The organism is Sutcliffiella horikoshii, from assembly GCF_019931755.1.
Classification (GTDB): domain Bacteria; phylum Bacillota; class Bacilli; order Bacillales; family Bacillaceae_I; genus Sutcliffiella_A; species Sutcliffiella_A horikoshii_E.
Genome location: NZ_CP082918.1, coordinates 3,815,251 through 3,832,744 on the forward strand (window position 1 = coordinate 3,815,251; position 17,494 = coordinate 3,832,744).

The 17,494-nt window shown below is 38.8% G+C and carries 9 protein-coding genes; all 9 read right to left on the reverse strand.

The window, feature by feature from the left end; genetic code table 11:
• Positions 1-6 precede the first annotated feature (6 nt).
• The 9 genes from K7887_RS19630 to K7887_RS19670 all read right to left on the reverse strand — a co-directional run bounded on the left by K7887_RS19630 (position 7) and on the right by K7887_RS19670 (position 17,453).
• The gene (locus K7887_RS19630; RefSeq protein ID WP_223491288.1) at positions 7-2,061 is read right to left on the reverse strand and encodes a S8 family serine peptidase; all 2,055 of its coding nucleotides are present in this window, start codon (positions 2,059-2,061) and stop codon (positions 7-9) included.
• A gap of 70 nt (positions 2,062-2,131) precedes the next feature.
• Positions 2,132-3,049, reverse strand: a complete 918-nt coding sequence (locus tag K7887_RS19635) for a glycosyltransferase family A protein (protein ID WP_223491289.1) — start codon at positions 3,047-3,049, stop codon at positions 2,132-2,134.
• A gap of 13 nt (positions 3,050-3,062) precedes the next feature.
• Positions 3,063-4,190, reverse strand: coding sequence for a glycosyltransferase (locus K7887_RS19640; RefSeq protein ID WP_223491290.1), 1,128 nt, complete (start codon positions 4,188-4,190; stop codon positions 3,063-3,065).
• A gap of 556 nt (positions 4,191-4,746) precedes the next feature.
• Positions 4,747-7,050 carry a SpoIID/LytB domain-containing protein gene (locus tag K7887_RS19645; protein WP_223491291.1) on the reverse strand — a complete coding sequence of 768 codons (2,304 nt, stop codon included), beginning with the start codon at positions 7,048-7,050 and terminating at the stop codon, positions 4,747-4,749.
• A 27-nt stretch (positions 7,051-7,077) separates the two neighbouring features.
• A complete protein-coding gene (locus tag K7887_RS19650; RefSeq protein WP_223491292.1) occupies positions 7,078-7,815 on the reverse strand; it encodes a hypothetical protein in 738 nt (245 codons plus the stop codon).
• Positions 7,816-7,873: 58 nt separating this feature from the next.
• The gene (locus K7887_RS19655) at positions 7,874-9,967 is read right to left on the reverse strand and encodes a cell wall-binding repeat-containing protein (RefSeq protein WP_223491293.1); all 2,094 of its coding nucleotides are present in this window, start codon (positions 9,965-9,967) and stop codon (positions 7,874-7,876) included.
• 261 nt (positions 9,968-10,228) lie between these two features.
• The gene (locus tag K7887_RS19660; protein WP_223491294.1) at positions 10,229-14,797 is read right to left on the reverse strand and encodes a cell wall-binding repeat-containing protein; all 4,569 of its coding nucleotides are present in this window, start codon (positions 14,795-14,797) and stop codon (positions 10,229-10,231) included.
• A gap of 207 nt (positions 14,798-15,004) precedes the next feature.
• Positions 15,005-16,186: a cell wall-binding repeat-containing protein gene (locus K7887_RS19665; RefSeq protein WP_223491295.1), complete on the reverse strand. Its 1,182-nt coding sequence runs from the start codon at positions 16,184-16,186 to the stop codon at positions 15,005-15,007.
• Positions 16,187-16,340: 154 nt separating this feature from the next.
• Positions 16,341-17,453: a heparan-alpha-glucosaminide N-acetyltransferase domain-containing protein gene (locus K7887_RS19670; protein ID WP_223491296.1), complete on the reverse strand. Its 1,113-nt coding sequence runs from the start codon at positions 17,451-17,453 to the stop codon at positions 16,341-16,343.
• Positions 17,454-17,494: the final 41 nt, after the last annotated feature.

A 17,494-nucleotide genomic window follows, 5' to 3' on the forward strand; every position in this document is an offset into this window, starting at 1 on the left:
TAAATATTATTTGCCCAAAAGAATGTTGTCAATATTCCACAATACGTTGGAATGAACTGCCTGTCTGCCACCCAGTATTTCAAATTCTTTATGGTTACGTTTTTCAAGATAGTTCTTTGTTGCAGAATCAATATTTGAAGGACGGACAAGCATTAAGGCTTTCCCTTGCTTCGCAGCTAGCAATCCACCTGTTAAGGCGTCTTTAAAGTCTGCTCCTGTGGCAAAATAGTAGCCATCATAGGACGAATTAAAGTACTCGGCAACCGCAATATTGGTTTTATATCGATTTGAGCCCGAAATCCGTGTAGCTGCTAAGCTTTTTTGAACAGAATTACTAATGGGTTTAGTTCCACCAACAATGTATTTATTCGTAAAATCATGTAATTCAAGGAAATCCCTTGTAGCACTTGGGACCCATGTTTCTTCTACAAACACAATTGGCATACTTCTCTTTGCAGCTTCGACTGAAGCAGACAATGCATCTGGAAAGCTCTTACCATTCACTATCATTACTTCCCCATTATCTTTCGCTACAAACTTACTTATTTCCACAGCCGTATCATAACGCGTCTGCCCTGAAATCCTCGTTGATTTCAATCCATTAGTATTTAATTTATCCTCTACACTTTTACTGATTGCCTGTTCCCCACCGACTACAATAACATGGTCCACACCCATTTCTTTCATAGAGGAGATGGTTGCCTGTGGCAGATAGTTCTTCTCTGATAAGAAAATAGGACTGTTGATTTTATAAGCCAAAGGAATGACTGAAAGGCTGTCTGCAAACGTTTTGTTGCTGGATATAATCGCGAACCTACCTTTTAAAACACGGTTACCATTTGTCAATGTGGATGAAGATACAGTATCCCACCCTCTTTTGGCAACTTCCACTGATGTTTCCAAGGAATTCTTGCCTGAAATCCTGTTTTTCCCATGATAATACTGAAGGGAGTCTGCCGCATTTACTTGGCCAAGTCGTACAGGAAAGTCTAATACGTTTTTACTTGATTTCTCTATGATTTCCTTTAACTGTCGACCTGTTAAATTCTTATCTGTACTTTTCAACATAGCTGCCTGTGAGGAAACTAAAGGAGCAGCCATACTTGTACCGCTCATTTTTCCGTACCCACTTATACTAGTTGAAAAAGTAGCAGGCAATGTGCTAAATATTTCAACACCAGGTGCAACTACTGAAACGGAGTCGCCGAAGTTTGAAAAATCAGCCAATTCTCCTGTTAAACTAGATGCACCTACAGACATAACTCCTGGATAGCCTGCTGGATACTCCACTGTATCAGATGAATTATTTCCGGCCGCGGCCACTACCATGACGCCACTATTTATAGCCTTATCAATCGCCTCTTTCAATGTATTGTTCTGTTTTGGACCAGCAATACTGATGTTTATGATGTCTGCTCCATTTTCGATTGCATAATCAACTCCGGATGCAATATCAGAGGCAAAAGCACCTTGGCGATCTCCTACCTTAATTGGCATTATGTGGGTATCTTTTACTATTGATACAATGCCGCTTCCATTATTTGTTTTGGCCCCAACAATACCTGCTACATGTGTGCCATGTCCAATTTCATCAACTGGCATGCTGCTTGGTGATAAAACATTGTAAGGTTTAACTATGTTTTCTTTCAGATCAAGATGGTGAAGGTCTATCCCCGAATCAAGCACAGCAACGACTGGCTTATAGCTTTGCACGTATCCAGACCATGCTTCCTGCACATTCATTACTTGTAAGTAATCTCTTTGGTATGGATAGTGGGGGTCGTCTGTATTGGTAGTTGTGCTTGTATAATAGAAGAAGCTGTCTTCTTCTACATATTCCACTTCCTCTTGGCTTTCAAGCTCCTTTTTTATTTTACTGAAGTCTTTCTTTTTAATGTTTTTTATTTGTGGTTTTACTTTGCTAAAAGAATAATTGCCATTTTCTTTATATTTGACAATTATCCTCATGTTTTCTTCTTGAGAAGCATGTACAACCTCTTTTTCGATAAGAGGGGTAAGGCACAAGAGCATTACGAGCATAAAACTAAGGCTTTTCTTCATCTTCGTTTCTCCCCAATCCCCCTTGATTTCATATTGCCATCACCATCTTCTGTTTTAAATCTCGTGTAAGTCAGTTACGTCTTCCTGGTTGGAATAACGAAACTACTGACAATAAAAACGGAGGTAATAACAATGCTACCGCTTTAATATTTGGATAATAGAATAAGCTTTTAAACGAATACTTCAACGAATAAAAGTAATTATTCCGGTGAACAGCCTTTGCTAGATGTAAGAATCTAGATGACTTAAATCTTCTTTGTAGTAAAGAGGATTTTCCCTCTAAAACTTCACGATATTTTTTAAAAAGATAGTTTAAAGCCCTGTGGTGATTCTCGCTTTTTCCACTAATCTGATTGGCTGCATTTTTAGCGATGGTATATCTGACATTATATTGATTATCATGCGCTACTTGTGTACGTTCACAACACCTTATCCATAGGTCATAGTCTTGCATAGCGGGCAGATTATTATCAAAACCACCAGCCTGTTGGAAAACATCTTTTTTTACTGCAACGGATGATGTCGTACCGATATAGTTATCTTCGAATATTTTTGGATACAGGTTCCCTTGAACCGTAGCGGGAATCATTCTTATCACTTTTTTACGGTTCGTATTATAAACAACTAACTTCCCCGAATACACCAGTCCAACTTGTTCATTCAACTTAAACTGTTGAAGCTGGCTTTTTATTTTTTCAGGTTCCCATGTATCATCATCGTCCAAAAACATCAAAATATCCCCCGAAGCATTTTCTGCCCCAAGATTTCGTGCATAGCAAGCACCTTTACTCTTAGGTATTTTAAGGTATCGGTACGTAAAGTGTTCACTGTTAAATTCGTTCAAGAAACGTTCAGTTTGTCTGTCCTCACCATCCATAACCACCATAACTTCGTCCGGCTTTTCCGTTTGCTCCTCTATACTTTGCAAGGCCAGAAGCAAAAGCTGCGGTCTATTATGTGTAGGGATGATGACAGATACATTATTCATAATTGCTCTCACCCTAACCCTTCGTTTCTTCTACCCTCTGTTGTAAAAACTCTTCATATTTGGAGACAACATACTTATCCTCCATTTGCTTTAAATGTAGGGAGAGGGCCTCATTATCTCTATAACTTTTAACTTTTATCTTATCTATCATAGCCTTAGCCAACTCGTCTGGTTTTCCAACCGGTACGAGCGAACCGAATTTCCCTTTTTGAAGAATTTCGTCAGGACCACAGTCACATGCAGTCGAAATGACCTGCTTGCCTAAATAAAGGGCCTCTACAAGTACATTGCCGAAGCCTTCCCATTTTGAACTTAATACAAACAAGGAGGCCTTATTTATATAAGCATAAGGATTATGGACAAACCCGCGTAGTTCTACCGCATGATTCATCTTCTCCTTGGAGATGATAGCCTCCATTTCTCTCCTTATCGTCTGCTTCCCGTCTCCCAAAATAATTAGACGTGCATATGGGGCTTCTTGGAGAACCTTAGCAAACGCTCTTAACATGGTAGGATAGTCTTTTGCTTCAAAGATCCTCCCTGCTGCAACCATTGTAAAAAAGTTAGGATCATTCAACCATGGGTTATCAACTGTTTCGAGCGCTTTCTCCTTTATTTTACCATTAATGACAGGATTATAGATTACTTTTATTCTATCATTTGTCAGCCCTAAAAAGTTACCCGATTGTTTTGCCACACACTCGGAAACTGCCACAAAATGATCCGCATTAGGGAACAGTTTCCGCATGATAAATGGATAAAAGCGGTGCAGTTTTGTTCTTGGGCGTAAGTAGGACTGCTTCAAGTTTGTATGCAGTGCAATAATATGTTTTGTATTTACTTTTGCAACACTCATCGCAAGGCTCGAAACGATATTGGCATTATCAAGCCCTGACAAAAGTACATCTGGCCTATTTTCCTGCAAATAATGTCGCAACTTCCATACACTAAGAAAAGTCTTTTTAGATCCAAGCGGTACAAGTCGTACCTTATCTGAAACTGTATGTAAAAGCTGACCCTCGCGTTTGATAAGGATCAAATCTACTTTATGCCCCTTTTCTGCCAACCCGTTTGCTAAAGTGATGACCACTTTCTCTGCTCCGCCAAAGGTTAGTACAGGAATAAACAAAGCAATATGCATTTCTTAATTTTCCCCTTTGTCCAAAAAATTTTTCATAACTGTCCGCAATGTTTGCAGTGGTAAAGTATAAGGAGCGTTCAAGTAGCTTTTCTTTTGACAAAGGGCTCTTGATAGTAGCATTCATAGCACGGGCTATGGCAATATAATCTCCTACGGTAACTAATGCACCGAACTTCCCGTCTTCCAAAATCCCACTGTGACCACTAGGGCGATCAGTGGAGCCAACGGGTGTTCAGGACTAAATAATTTAGAAAATATGGCGATCCTGGCAAAGCTGACAAGTGCCGGTACGCCGTGGGATAAAAAATAAACATAATCATGTTTCAATAAGATAAAACATGTTCCTCCACGTTATTAAGTACAATTCCATCCATTCATTTATTATACATAAAAGTTAAGATAACTAAAACTTAGAATCATATTGGGTAGCTATACCTCCGCTGGTGATTTCCGCAAATGGCTCGCTTTCCTAGTGGAGCTGCTGGAGCCTTAAAAACATATAATATTATTTAATTTAGATGAACATAAAAAGCTGCCCATTAGGACAGCTTTTTTATTATTTCAATATGTCTAACTCAATTTTACTTCTCGTACTTTCAGAAATTGCTCCTGTTCCACCCAAATAATGAATAGAAGGAACGTAATGGATGTTTTCATTGATATAGTCAGATACAACAACAGGTAATGTATCTTTCTTTGTTAATAGAAGTGGTGCATCCATTTTAGCAGCAAGTACCGATCCAGGAAGAGCATCAATAAATTGTTCTCCTCGAGCAAAGAAAAGGTTACGCGGGTCTAAATTGTACTCATTTACAATGGCTACACTTGTCGCGTAGCGATCTGGACCGCTGACACGTTTTACTACTCCACCTACAAGGTTTGACAGTTTCGCCTCTACTTCAGCGGAAACCGCATTTCCACCACCAATGATGGTTGCCTTTTTCACATTGTTATCTTTTAAATACTTCTCCACACTCTCCGGTAATTCATCTACCTTAGTGAAGAGAATTGGAATTTGATTTAAAGCAGCATGAGATGCAACAGATAACGCATCCGGGGAGGTAGAACTTCCTGAAGTAAGGATAACTTCTCCTTCAGCATCTATATTCGCCGCTACTTCCACAGAAGTGTCATAGCGGTTACTGCCTTTGATTCGTGTAACTTGAGTTGCATATTTGCTCAACTCTGACACTGTTTTTTCAGAAATAGCAGCTTGTCCACCTAATACAAAAATTTGGTGAATAGTTTGTGTTAATAACAATTCTTTGACAGAGTTTGGTAACTCGTCTGTTTTCACCAATAATAATGGTGCATCATACTTTTTCGCCAACACACTTCCTGTCAGTGCATCAACCGGGTTGTCTCCACGACCGATAACTACCGTTTGGAAGCCTTGATTCCATCCGTATTCTGCAATGGCTGCACTAGTTTCATAGCGGTCTGAACCACTTAAACTGTTATTAATATGATCTGAGATATAGTTAGAGAATGTGGTTCCCTCATAATAGAATCCTAGGATATCTGTATATGCTTTCCCTTGGTCCGCCATTGCTTTTGCACCATACTGACTCATCCCTACACCATGGCCCCAACCTTTACCTTTGATGTTATAGACTCCATCTTTTAGGCTGATGGAAGTGACAAAGTGACTCTTGAAATCATTGATTCCAAATATTCCACGCATAGCGGCAATCGGGCTATTTACCTGTTCAAAAGTGTGAAGCTTAAGCCGTGTTATCTTCTCGTTATCCACATTTGTTGTTTCCATGACAAAGCTTCCATCTTTATTCTGAACAAAATATTCGATAGTGTAACTGCCGTGAGTTCTTCTTTGTCCAGGTGTGGTAGAGTTGGAAACTGCCACATCGTTAATCCCGACTATTTTAATGTTAGCTTCTTTCAACGCAGGGGTATTGTTCTTTAAGTAATTTTTCACATTGTTGATTACTTTTGCTTCATTTGTGCTTGCAAACTTAAGCGGGTTTTGCACGCCAATTTCCTGTGTTGTTCCCCACCATTCCTGTGGTACTTCTAGGTCTAGACTTTCCACTTCAAGTTGTTGAGATCTTAACATAAGATTCCAATCAAAAGCTGGATCGTAAGGGTCTGCCTTTGCGTTTAAATAATCTAACTGGGAACCACCAGGCCATGCACCCTTATTGGCCTCACTATATCCACCATTATTGGAACTAAAAACAGCATCAATTAGACTGCCCTTATATGTTAGAACCTGGCCTTTTGTAGCGTTTACTGCCTCATTTGTGTTCGCATACTTGGATTCATCCCACCAAATGTATCCGTCATAACGTTGTGACCCAACATCATCCGTGATTATTTGATGGACTCTTTTTAACGCATAGGTTCTTGCCGCAACTGCTTGAGCCTTTAATGCTTCAGTATGCCAGCTAGGATAGATTTCACTTGGCAATACGCCTTTAAGGTAATCTTCCATCGGCAATTTGTTGACAGGAACTAGATAATTATTTTCGATCGTAAACCGAATGCCCCCTAAATACGGACGTCCATTTAAACGAATGTAATTGGTCTTTCCGTACTTAACCGGTTTAATTTCAAAGGTTTGATTAAAGCTCTTGATTTTCTTGCTATTTTCATAGAGTTCAATCACACTGCCATTCAATTTCACTTCATAATTTCTATCTTGCTTAAGCTCAAAATCACTGCCTGCCAATTGATAGCTCCCTTTGAAGTTGAAAGGAATAGCCTTTCTTTCTTTCAAGTGATACTTTAATTTCACAGAAACCTCATTTGGTATGGAAGCTTCAGACGAAGCCTCTACCTGTGTGAGGCTCGGCAGGAAAACAAGGCATGCCACAAGCAATGAAACAATCCACTTTTTCATTTTTCTTCCCCCATTGTGTTTCTTTTCTTATTTTTCTACAATCTCAAGCTCTGATTTTCCGGAATAACCATATTCCCCAGTCACTTCGTATGTTTCTTTTACTAATCCATAACCTGGAGCATAATAGCGTGTATAGATGGTATCAGCATTCTCTACTTCGTCTGTCACCTTCTTAATGACATACACATCTTCAAATGATCCATATGCTACATCTAGTTTCACTCCGCTTTCTACTAGTTCCCATTGTGCTGATGCTTCTGAAAGCAACACTTCCGGATTTCCGTTCGGTGTGAACGAATCTAGCAGATTAACAGATGCATCATCTACTGAAACTTCTTCATAAACAAGTGCCACTTCAGTTGGTGTCCATTTATAAATCTGAATAGACTGATTGCCGCCAACCATCATAGCAAACTGTACATATTCATCATTGGCAGCAATAACCTTCTCTGTAACAACAATGTCTTCGCCATCAGTGAACTTCTTTTCCCAGCCAATGCTTGGTTGATATATCTTAAAACCAGGATCTGAAGGTGTTTCATTTTCATCCGCTTCATCTGTTGAAGAAACATCTTCAGGTTTTTCTTCTTCTGTTGTTTCCTCGTCTTCTTTAGTATCGGCAGAACCGGTATCTTCTGAAGTAGATTCTTGTGTTTCTGAGTTCTTTTCATTATTTGTTACGATTTCTTTTTCTTCTGTTTTAGAGCAAGCTGAGATTACTAACATTAAGCAGGTTAAAACAATTACTAGATAAGACTTTTGCAAAACAATCACCTTTCAAAAGAAGCTCGATAAGATTAGGTCTTATCGAGTCTTCTATTTGTTATTTTAGTTTTGTAGTAATCGTAGAAATTTGTGCATCCTTGATCGCACTTGTTCCTCCGATAATTTCTACTTTATTTACTTTAACGTCATTTGTATAAGCCATCAGGAAGGACTCAACATTATTGTTTCTGCTTTTTCCTACAAGTACTAGTGGAGCACCATTATGAATGGCTAAAGGCGCTGAAACTAAAGCATCAGGGAAGTTTTGGCCTGTTGACAGAAGGACCGTTTCACCTTCTAGGTCGCTTGAGAACTGCCATAATAGTTGTGCCAATGTTTCATATCTATTAACTCCGGATAATCTAGTAATTTTACTTGCACCCGTAATGGAACCTTCCACTTTCGTTGACACCGCTGCAGTTCCTCCGACAATGACAACTTCTTTTCCTGACATATAAGGAATCGCATGCTGCGAAATCGAGCTTTGCTCTGTCAGTAGGATTCCCCAGCCCTTTTTCGCAGCAATCGGCGCAGCTGCAAGAGCATCTGCAAACCCTTGACCAGAAGCTATGAACACACCACTTATATCTCCCAATTCAGCTAGGATGGCTCTATTCGTTACATATCGGTCTTTACCAGAGATTCTTTCTACTTCCAAGCCACTATTACGAAGAGTGATTTCCGCTTGTTCAGGAACCGCACCATGTCCTCCGATGATTACCACTTTATTTGCACGTAAGCGAGTGATTTCTGCGATTACTTCTTCGTTCAATTCTGTGTTTCTAGAAAGTAATATTGGTGCATTTCCATATTTAGAAGCTAGTGGTCCTGCAGATAGGGCATCTGCAAATGTTTTACCTGTTGCTAAAATAACCGTTCTTTCTTTTTTAGCTTCGTCAAAACCATTTGGATAGATTTTTTTAGATGTTTCGATAGCAGTTAAGTATCTATCTGTACCGGAAAGTCTCTCTACATCCACTACCCTACTTACTGGAACTCCGCTAATATTTGTCCAAGCGACTTCATTTGTACCAATAACGATAATCTTAGAACTAGTACTTGCTTTAGCCGTATTTAGGGCATAGTCATAATCAAGATACTTTCCTAAGAGCTTATCCTGACTGTACACTTCATATTTAGGCGTAATATAATTCGACCAGACGATGTATCCCGTCTTGTCTTGAGTAACTCTTGTATCTTTTCGGTTTTTGGCAAAATTGATAGCATCTTGTTCTGTATAGAACTCTTGCAATAAACCATTCAATTTATCGTAAACTTTGAATTTATCACTTGTGTAGATAGTTTGTTGCTTATCCTTATCCCATACTTCCACAAATTTTGTTTGTTTTTTGGCATAGTTCAGCGCATCTTCTTTTTTATCAAAAGTTGCTAGTTTATCACGATCTTTATCATACACTTCATAGATTTTGAAGTAATTAATAACCGCTGTTGCCAATCCTTGAGCAGCATTTTGCTGGAATTGAGAAGTTTTGATTAGCTTCTCTTCGTCCTTGTTCGTCATAAACCCAAGCTCAACAAGTACAGATGGCATTTGCGCATTTCTGATAACGAAAAATGCTTGGTGGTTGTGAATACCTCTGTCAATGTATCCCTTTTCAACCTGTCTAATTTTACCAAGAGTTGAATTATGTACTAATCTAGCAAACTTTCCACTTTCTGCAGCTAGTCCTACCTGTATTGGGTCTGGTGGATATTGCTTTTCCGACTCACTCATCGCACTGTAATCATAGTAATAAGTTTCAAACCCTTTTGCCACTTGAGAGGTTGGATGTGCGTTATGGTGAATCGAAAGAAACAAACTTTCATCATTGTTGCCTTTAACAAAATTATTTGCCACTACCATTCTTTGAATCAAGTCTTCTTTTGAAGTTGCAGCGAAATCTTTATTATTAGATTCACGTGTCATATAAACCTTGATGTCTGTGTTCTTTAGTAATTCTTTTAAACGGATTGCTACATCTAAATTAGCATGTTTCTCACAATAACCAGTTTGGTTACCTGAGAATCCACAAGTACCGGAGAATTTCCCACCATGCCCCGGATCAATAACTAGTACCTTCTCTGCAAAAGAAACAATTGGTGCCATAAAAAATAGGAACACCAGCAAACTACAAATCTTAAAATAATTCACAATTAACACTTAACCTCCCAAGAATGAAAAAATTATCGAATCTTGCTATATTATACCATCGTAATTTACAGAATTGTGTCGTTTTTTACATTTTTTATATTTACATTTCGTAAGGATTAACAAGAATATTGCGACAAATAAAGGTTTTTCTTCATATTCATTAATTAAAATAAACCAAAAGCACTATATTTCAGATTATCCTTCCAACAACGAATAAAGCCGCCAGAGGTTACCCCCAGCGGCTTTATTACAATCAACCTATTACTTTACGATTTTTGCTAAGTGCTCAAACACTGAAGCAGATACAGCATTTTCTCCACCAATAACAGTTAAAGTATCTACTCCCTCAGAAGTTAAGAAACCTTCAACATGGCCAGAAACGCTAGTTCCAACTAGTAAAATACCAGTATGGTGATTTGCAGCAAGTGCCGCACCAGCTAGTGCATCAGCAAACTGCTTGCCTGTTGCAACATAGTAATGGTTTGCATCTAAATCAAAGTGCTTTGCAACATTTACAGCAGTTTCATAACGATCTTTTCCACCAATTCTCTTAGGATTTGGTAGGGATTTCAATACGTTGTCAGAAACAGCAGCTGTTCCACCCACAACAATAGCTTGTTTAGGGCTAAGTGCGATTAATGCTGCATTCGTTTGTTTTGGTAATTCTTTTTGATCCGTTAATAGAATTGGCATGCCGTTTTGTGCTGCGTAAGAAGCAACAGATAAAGCATCTGGGAAGTTCTTGCCATTAACAACAACTACTCCATTCGCTCCATTTGGTGCAACTTCTGTAGCAATTGCTCCAGCAGTAGACCATCTATCAGAACCGGATAAGCGTTTCACTTCAAGACCATGCGCTTTGAAAGTATCTTCCACACCTTTGCTTACAGCTGCAGTTCCACCAAGGATGTAGACTTTCTTCGCACCTAATCTCTCAATCTCAGCTTTTGTAGCATCTGGTAGAGATGCAGTTTTTGTTAATAGTAGTGGTGCATTGTATTTATGAGCCAACGGTACACCAGCAAGTGCATCTGCATAGTTGTCTCCACGTGCAATAACTACTACATCAGACTGTTCCCAACCTTCTTTACTTAATTCTACTGCAGTAGCATAACGATCTGCACCTCTTAAGCGATCAACACGCTCTGCAACTTCATTTCGGTAAACAGTTACTTCTTTCGTTACTGTGTTTCCACCTAGGTCTGTTAAAGTGAAGACAAAGTGGTTGTTTCCTGGTTCTAGACTTAGGGTAGTATCATATTCCACGCTAGCAGGCTCCATGATTTTCACAGGGCTTGTGAAAGGCTGTTCGAATACATGGTTATCATCCACGTGAAGAGAAACATAGTTGAAGTTGTCTTCTAAAAGAGTAGTAGCTGTTACTTCTTCTACATCCATATCAACAAACTTCGGTACATCTACAGTTAAAGTCGGCACTGTTGTGTCAACGAAAACTTTTCTTGAAATTCCGAATTCATTACCAGCGCCGTCAAGAGCAGTGATAAGAACATCGTAATATCCGTCTTCTTCATATGTTACTGTCGTTTCGAATTTGTAGCGGTCTTCTCCCTCTTCATTTACAAGAGTCGTAGCTACTTCATTACCATTTACCATTACCTTTTCTACACGGACATCATCTGTAACATAACCAGACACAGGTACCTCATTTGTTGCATATGCTCCAAATGGTTCTGGATCCATCATGAATATTACAGGTTCTGTAGTATCACCAAAAGTGTACGTATCGAAACCGATATTCATTACTTTGTCTACTGCAATTACATCAATATCATTAATATCAGAAGTAGGTAATGTTACATTTTTAGCACCAGCGTCAAGAACCGTCGCTTTACCATTAACATAAACAACGATTGCGTCGATTCCAACTCCTGCATCAGTAGCATTCCATTCAAGTTCACCAGTTTCTTCATTGAAAGATGTGATTTCCACTGTTGGTGCAGTAGTATCAACTACAACTGGAATCTTTTTAGATTGCCATTTATCTGTTCCATCCACTAGAGCGTTGATTTCATAATAGTATTTACCGTCAGCAACTACATTGCCTTTAACCGTACCATCCCAAGCACGATCAGCATTCAATGAGAAGTATGAGCCATTTCCAGCGTTAAAGAAATTCTTTCTTACATAGTTCGAAGATAAGATTCTACGAACTTGTTTTCCATTTTCATCAAGTACATTGTAATGTACTTCTTTGGCGTTACGCAGGTATGCGTTTAGGAAATTGATGCTATCGTTCCATCCGTCTTGGTTAGGACTTAAACCATAGTAAGCATTTCCTTCTTCATCATTTAAGTGAGTCATCCAGAACTGTGCATCTTCCACACCATCTTCAAAAACTGCATCAGCTGGGAATCCAACGTCATAATACTTATCTTCACCAAATGCCATGAAGCCATCTAATACAGAAGGCTCGCTCCAATCACCATAGAAGCCTAAGAATGGAACAGAAAGATCTGCTTCATATTCATGAGAAAGTGTTACAAAACCTTCTACAAAAATATTTTCGACTAGATCCATACTTGTAGGTGTGCCATCCGCTTTATAACCAGGGACTTTTGCATTTGCTAAGTCAATAGAAACAGTAAATTCTTTCGTTTCACCAGCAGCCAGTGTAAGCTCTTTAGGAGCTGTCACTTTCGCGCCTTCTAAAGCACCAGTTGTTAATGCGTTTAGAGTTGGACCATTATCTTGCTCTAAGAACGAGTCTGTTAAAACCGAAGTATCAACTTTGTATGAAACTTCGTAATCTGCAATATTAGTAGCAGAAAGAGTGAAACTTACTTTAGTGGAATCAAATGCTTTTAATTCTACTTTCCCTTCACCGCTATTCTTTTCCACTACATATGCAGGAGTATCGACTGCTGCAAAAAGTTGCATCATTCCCGCACCTTGACGGCGAGGAGAATAGTCATTACCATACAAATCTTCGATACTGTCAGCAGTGTTCATCATCAAAGCTTTTGCCATTCTAGTACGCTCTTCAGCGTTCAGATCAGTAAATCTCTCATCAGTTTTCAAGTATTGTTGAACTAGTGCAGCTCCACCAGCTACGTGAGGAGCAGCCATGGAAGTACCACTTTTAACTCCATACTTGTCATCATTTAAAGTAGAGTAGATGTTTCCACCAGGAGCTGTTATTTCCGGCTTTAATTCTAAACTTGGAGTAGTTCCCCAAGAAGTAAAGTCTGTCATTCTACCCATCTCAGGGCTTTCTTTTTGGTTCAATTGTTCTACGTTTCCATCAGTATTACCATTTTTAAGAGCTTCTACGATAGCTTGACCGTCCCCATAGCTAAGCTTCATGAACGGAATAGCCCAACCACCTTGATCTTCATAGAAGAGTGAAGCAGGGTTATTGTTATAAACGACAATTCCTGCTGCTCCTGCAGCTGCAGCATTTTGCGTTTTGTCGAAGAAAGTTAATTCTCCACGTGACATTACTACTACTTTACCAGTAACGTCTACACCTTGGTAATCAGCAGGATGACCAAGGCCATCTAATAAAAACAGTTCCACTTCTGCAAGGTCTTCCCAGCTATCAATGCCGTATCCAACCCCTTCAAAGTCTGTTCCATCAATAGTTAAAGAATGTTGATATAAATAAGCTGTGTTACCTGAAGCAGCCACTTGTAAAGTATCTTTGTTAAGACCTGGCGCTCCAACTACTCCGATATCAGGATTTTGGAATAATGGATTATCCCAACCGTATCCGATATGACCGGAGTTACCAGCAGATACAGAAGAAACGATTCCGTTTTCAACTGCACGAGTAATTGCTACATCTTCAGCGCTATCTGCTTCATAGAAGGAAGCAGTAGAACCTAAACTCATATTTAGGACATCTGCACCAAGTTTGATAGAATCATCGATTGCAGCAAGATAAATATCTGACCAAGTAGAAGGATATAAAGGATCATTTGAGAATACTTTCATCCCTAATACTTGCGCTTCAGGTGCTACACCCATGATTTCTCCATTTGCAACTACGGTACCAGCGACGTGCATCCCGTGTTCGGATGGAGCAGGTCCTACATCTTTAATTTCGTAGTTTTGGTCATAGTAGTTATAGCCATAAGGTACTTTTTCAGTATAGAATTTCCCTTTAAGACCTTCAGAGCTTACTAGACCATCTACAAGGTCTTTCGTTAAGTATTCTTCCGTGTCATCACTTAACACGAAATCTTTGTGAGAAGGATCTACTCCGGAGTCAATAACCGAAACGACCATACCTTCTCCTTTGAAATGAGCATCAGCCCAAACTTGCATAGATTGAATATAGTCATGACTAGTAGTCATGTTTGGTTCAAATTCTGGACGATTATACTCATTTGCTAAGTATACGTTTGCTACGCCATTTAAAGCTTCGATTTTCTTAATGTCACCAAACATCACTTCACCACTGAAACCATTGAAGGCTGTAGTAAATTGGTGCTTGTACTCCATAGATACACCTTTAGAAGAAATAGCAGATTTAACAGTAGCCTGCTGATTTTCGACTGCATCTACTAATGATTTTTTAGTAGATTCTTCAAGGTCTTTATAAAGAACATTTTGCTTTGTTGCATATTGAATTGGCGCTTCTCCATCCAATTCAACAATTACACGGACTTTATCCGTTGCTGAGAATGAAGCTTTCGCTACTTCTGCAGTTTCCTCAAACTTTTGTCTTTCATCAAGCATTTCTCTTACTTCTTTTAGATCAATCCCATTAGGTGTTTTCGTTACCGATGTAGCACCAACAGCAAACTGCAGGTTGGAGAACACTAGTAAGAAAGCCACAAAACCTAGAAAGCACTTACGAAGTTGCACTAACAAAAACCTCCCCCGAATATTGTTGAAAAATGAAACGATACGTAAAAAGATAGTCCTCCTTTCTTCCTACATAAGATTTCAAATTACAGTATAATTTTACAGAGGGATTACTTTTTAGTCAATTGTTTATCTTTTAAATATTTAGAATATTATTTGTTGCATAGAAAAAGGAGCCTCTAATTAAAGAATGACTCCTTCATAAAACTATTTTACTATATTTGCATTTATTGAATTTTTTCCGCCATAGATGTAATAATGCTCAACCTTCGCTTCTTTTAAATATCCTGTAAGTTCATTAATCATCGTATGCCCATTTACTAATACTATTGGCATATTGTTCTTGGATGCAAAGTTACTTCCGCTCAATGCATCCGGGAACATTTTGCCGCTTGCTATTCCTACCGCTACACTTTCTGGATAGAACTTTTTGGCTACTTCAACTGAAGTCATGTATCTATTAGTACCTGACACTCTAGAAACATTCTTGACACCGGCAGCTTTCAACTTTTTCACCGCATCTTCTGTAACCGCAGACTTTCCACCTACTACAGTGACCTTTTTCACTTTGTGTTGTTTTACGTATTCCTCCAATTCTTTTGTCAAAGTAATCTTGGAGGTATTAAGCAATACAGGTGTCGTAGTATTTGATGCGTATGTGGCGATACTTAAAGCGTCAGCAAAGTCTAAACCTGATACTACTATAATTTCATCTGGATTTTTCTTCACTTTTTTTGCTATTTCAATAGAAGTTTTTGTTCTGTTTTCACCAGAGATTCTATCTACTTTAAAGGATTTTTCAAAGCTTTTTTCCACATTGGAAGAAATTGCATTTGTTCCTCCAAGGATAATTACCTTTCCATCTTTCTTCAAAAGGCGCTTCGTTTCATCTATTGCACTTTGTAGAACTTTGTCGCTATCGTTAACTAGCAAAGTAGTTCCGTTCATAACTTGATTCAATACGACCGCAGCCAATGCATCTGGATAATTCTTTCCATTCGCAAGAAGAACGACATCCAAGGAGTGGTCTGGAATTCTATTAGAAAACGCTAAGGAGGTATCATATCTGTCAGGACCAGAAATCCTTTCTTTATGCCCTTCTCCTGGTATCATTTTCGTCTTAACCCTCAATTGATAAGGCTTTAAACTAGGGTTTCCATCTGAACTTGAAACAGCTAGATAATATGGTCCTGAATCTTGAACGACAGTCATTAAAATTTCTGTATCACCTTGTCTATAAACACTTGATTCTTTTACCAAAGTCCCTTTTTTGTCGTACAATTTAATACTAGCATCAATGTCAGAAAAGTTAAGGTAGCCAGTTGACTCCCATTCGAACTCCCCGGCTTGCTGTAATGCAACAAGTTGTTCTTTTGATGTGTTATACATTATTCTTGTCAGGTTCTACCCCTATATGATGAGCTTCTACATTTCCCAAGCTCACTTCTTCCTCTTACCAGCAATGTTCTACCTTTATTAATTTCCGCTACTTTTTACAGACAAAAAAAGAACGCAACTTTAGTCACGTCCACCTAACCAACACCTACACTCTCACATATTTCTTATTAGCATGCATAACCACTGCAACGATGGACCAGAACAATACAAATAAGCCACTATAAAAGATATGCGGATACGCCACACTTCCCTCTAAAAACTCAAACAATAATGAAGCAAGAGATCCTTCTCTTCCATACAGATTAATAACAATCTTTCCGAATAACAGGAATACAAGCATCTTCCCAAAATAAATTAAAAAGCTGTTTCGTCCGAATGCCTCTAAGTACCAAAGAGGGATTCCTGTAAGCTTCCCTTGCTTCCTTTCTCTTGTATCAATAAGGTAAAAAAGGATCGCCAGAAGTAGCAAGGTTAATCCGCTTGCTAGCATTGCAAAAGAAGGTGTCCATAACCGCTTATTTAATTCTATAAAGTTATTAAAAATAAATGCTAATGATATGAGCCCTATAGAGATGCTAAAAACTCGTCGAAGAATCTGTTTTCTACTATTTAACACCAGCCCCACCGCAAAACCAAAAGCAACATTAGACAAGGCACTAAATATAGACAAAATTCCCTCAGGATCAAATCCTTTCTCTCCTTGTGCATACATGTGATTTTCACCGAACACTATCGCATCTACCACTCCTGAAGGATTACAATCTCGCTGAGGCACACCACCTTCACAACCTCCGCTACCTAACACAAGAACTGCTAAATAAGCACTTGCTATAAGCAACCCTATGGCCAGCATACTCTTCCAGCCTTTAGCCAAATAAGACAGGATAACAACCCCAAGTCCAGTGAGCGCAAACAATTGCAAAACACCGGTATACCTTAACGTAGCAAAATCTAGGCTCCAAGAAGATATTAAGTTAAATAGAAGTCCATATAGAACCAGTAAAAAAGTTCTCCTAAGAAGGTCTTTCCATTTCACGCCTTTCCGGTAAACAATAGCCAAGCCAATTCCGTACACTGTCAAAAAGGCCGGAAATACAAGGTCTGTTATCGTCAACCCGTACCAATATGCATGGCGGAGATAATCATAATCCCCTCCTCCAGGCAACGCACTGACAAATACAGATAGGAGGACGACAATCCCCCTTGTAATATCTATGGATCTATATCTTTTTTTCACGCTAGAATTATTGGCTGCCATAATATTTGTGCCTACACTTTCATCTATAAAGTTTGATAAAA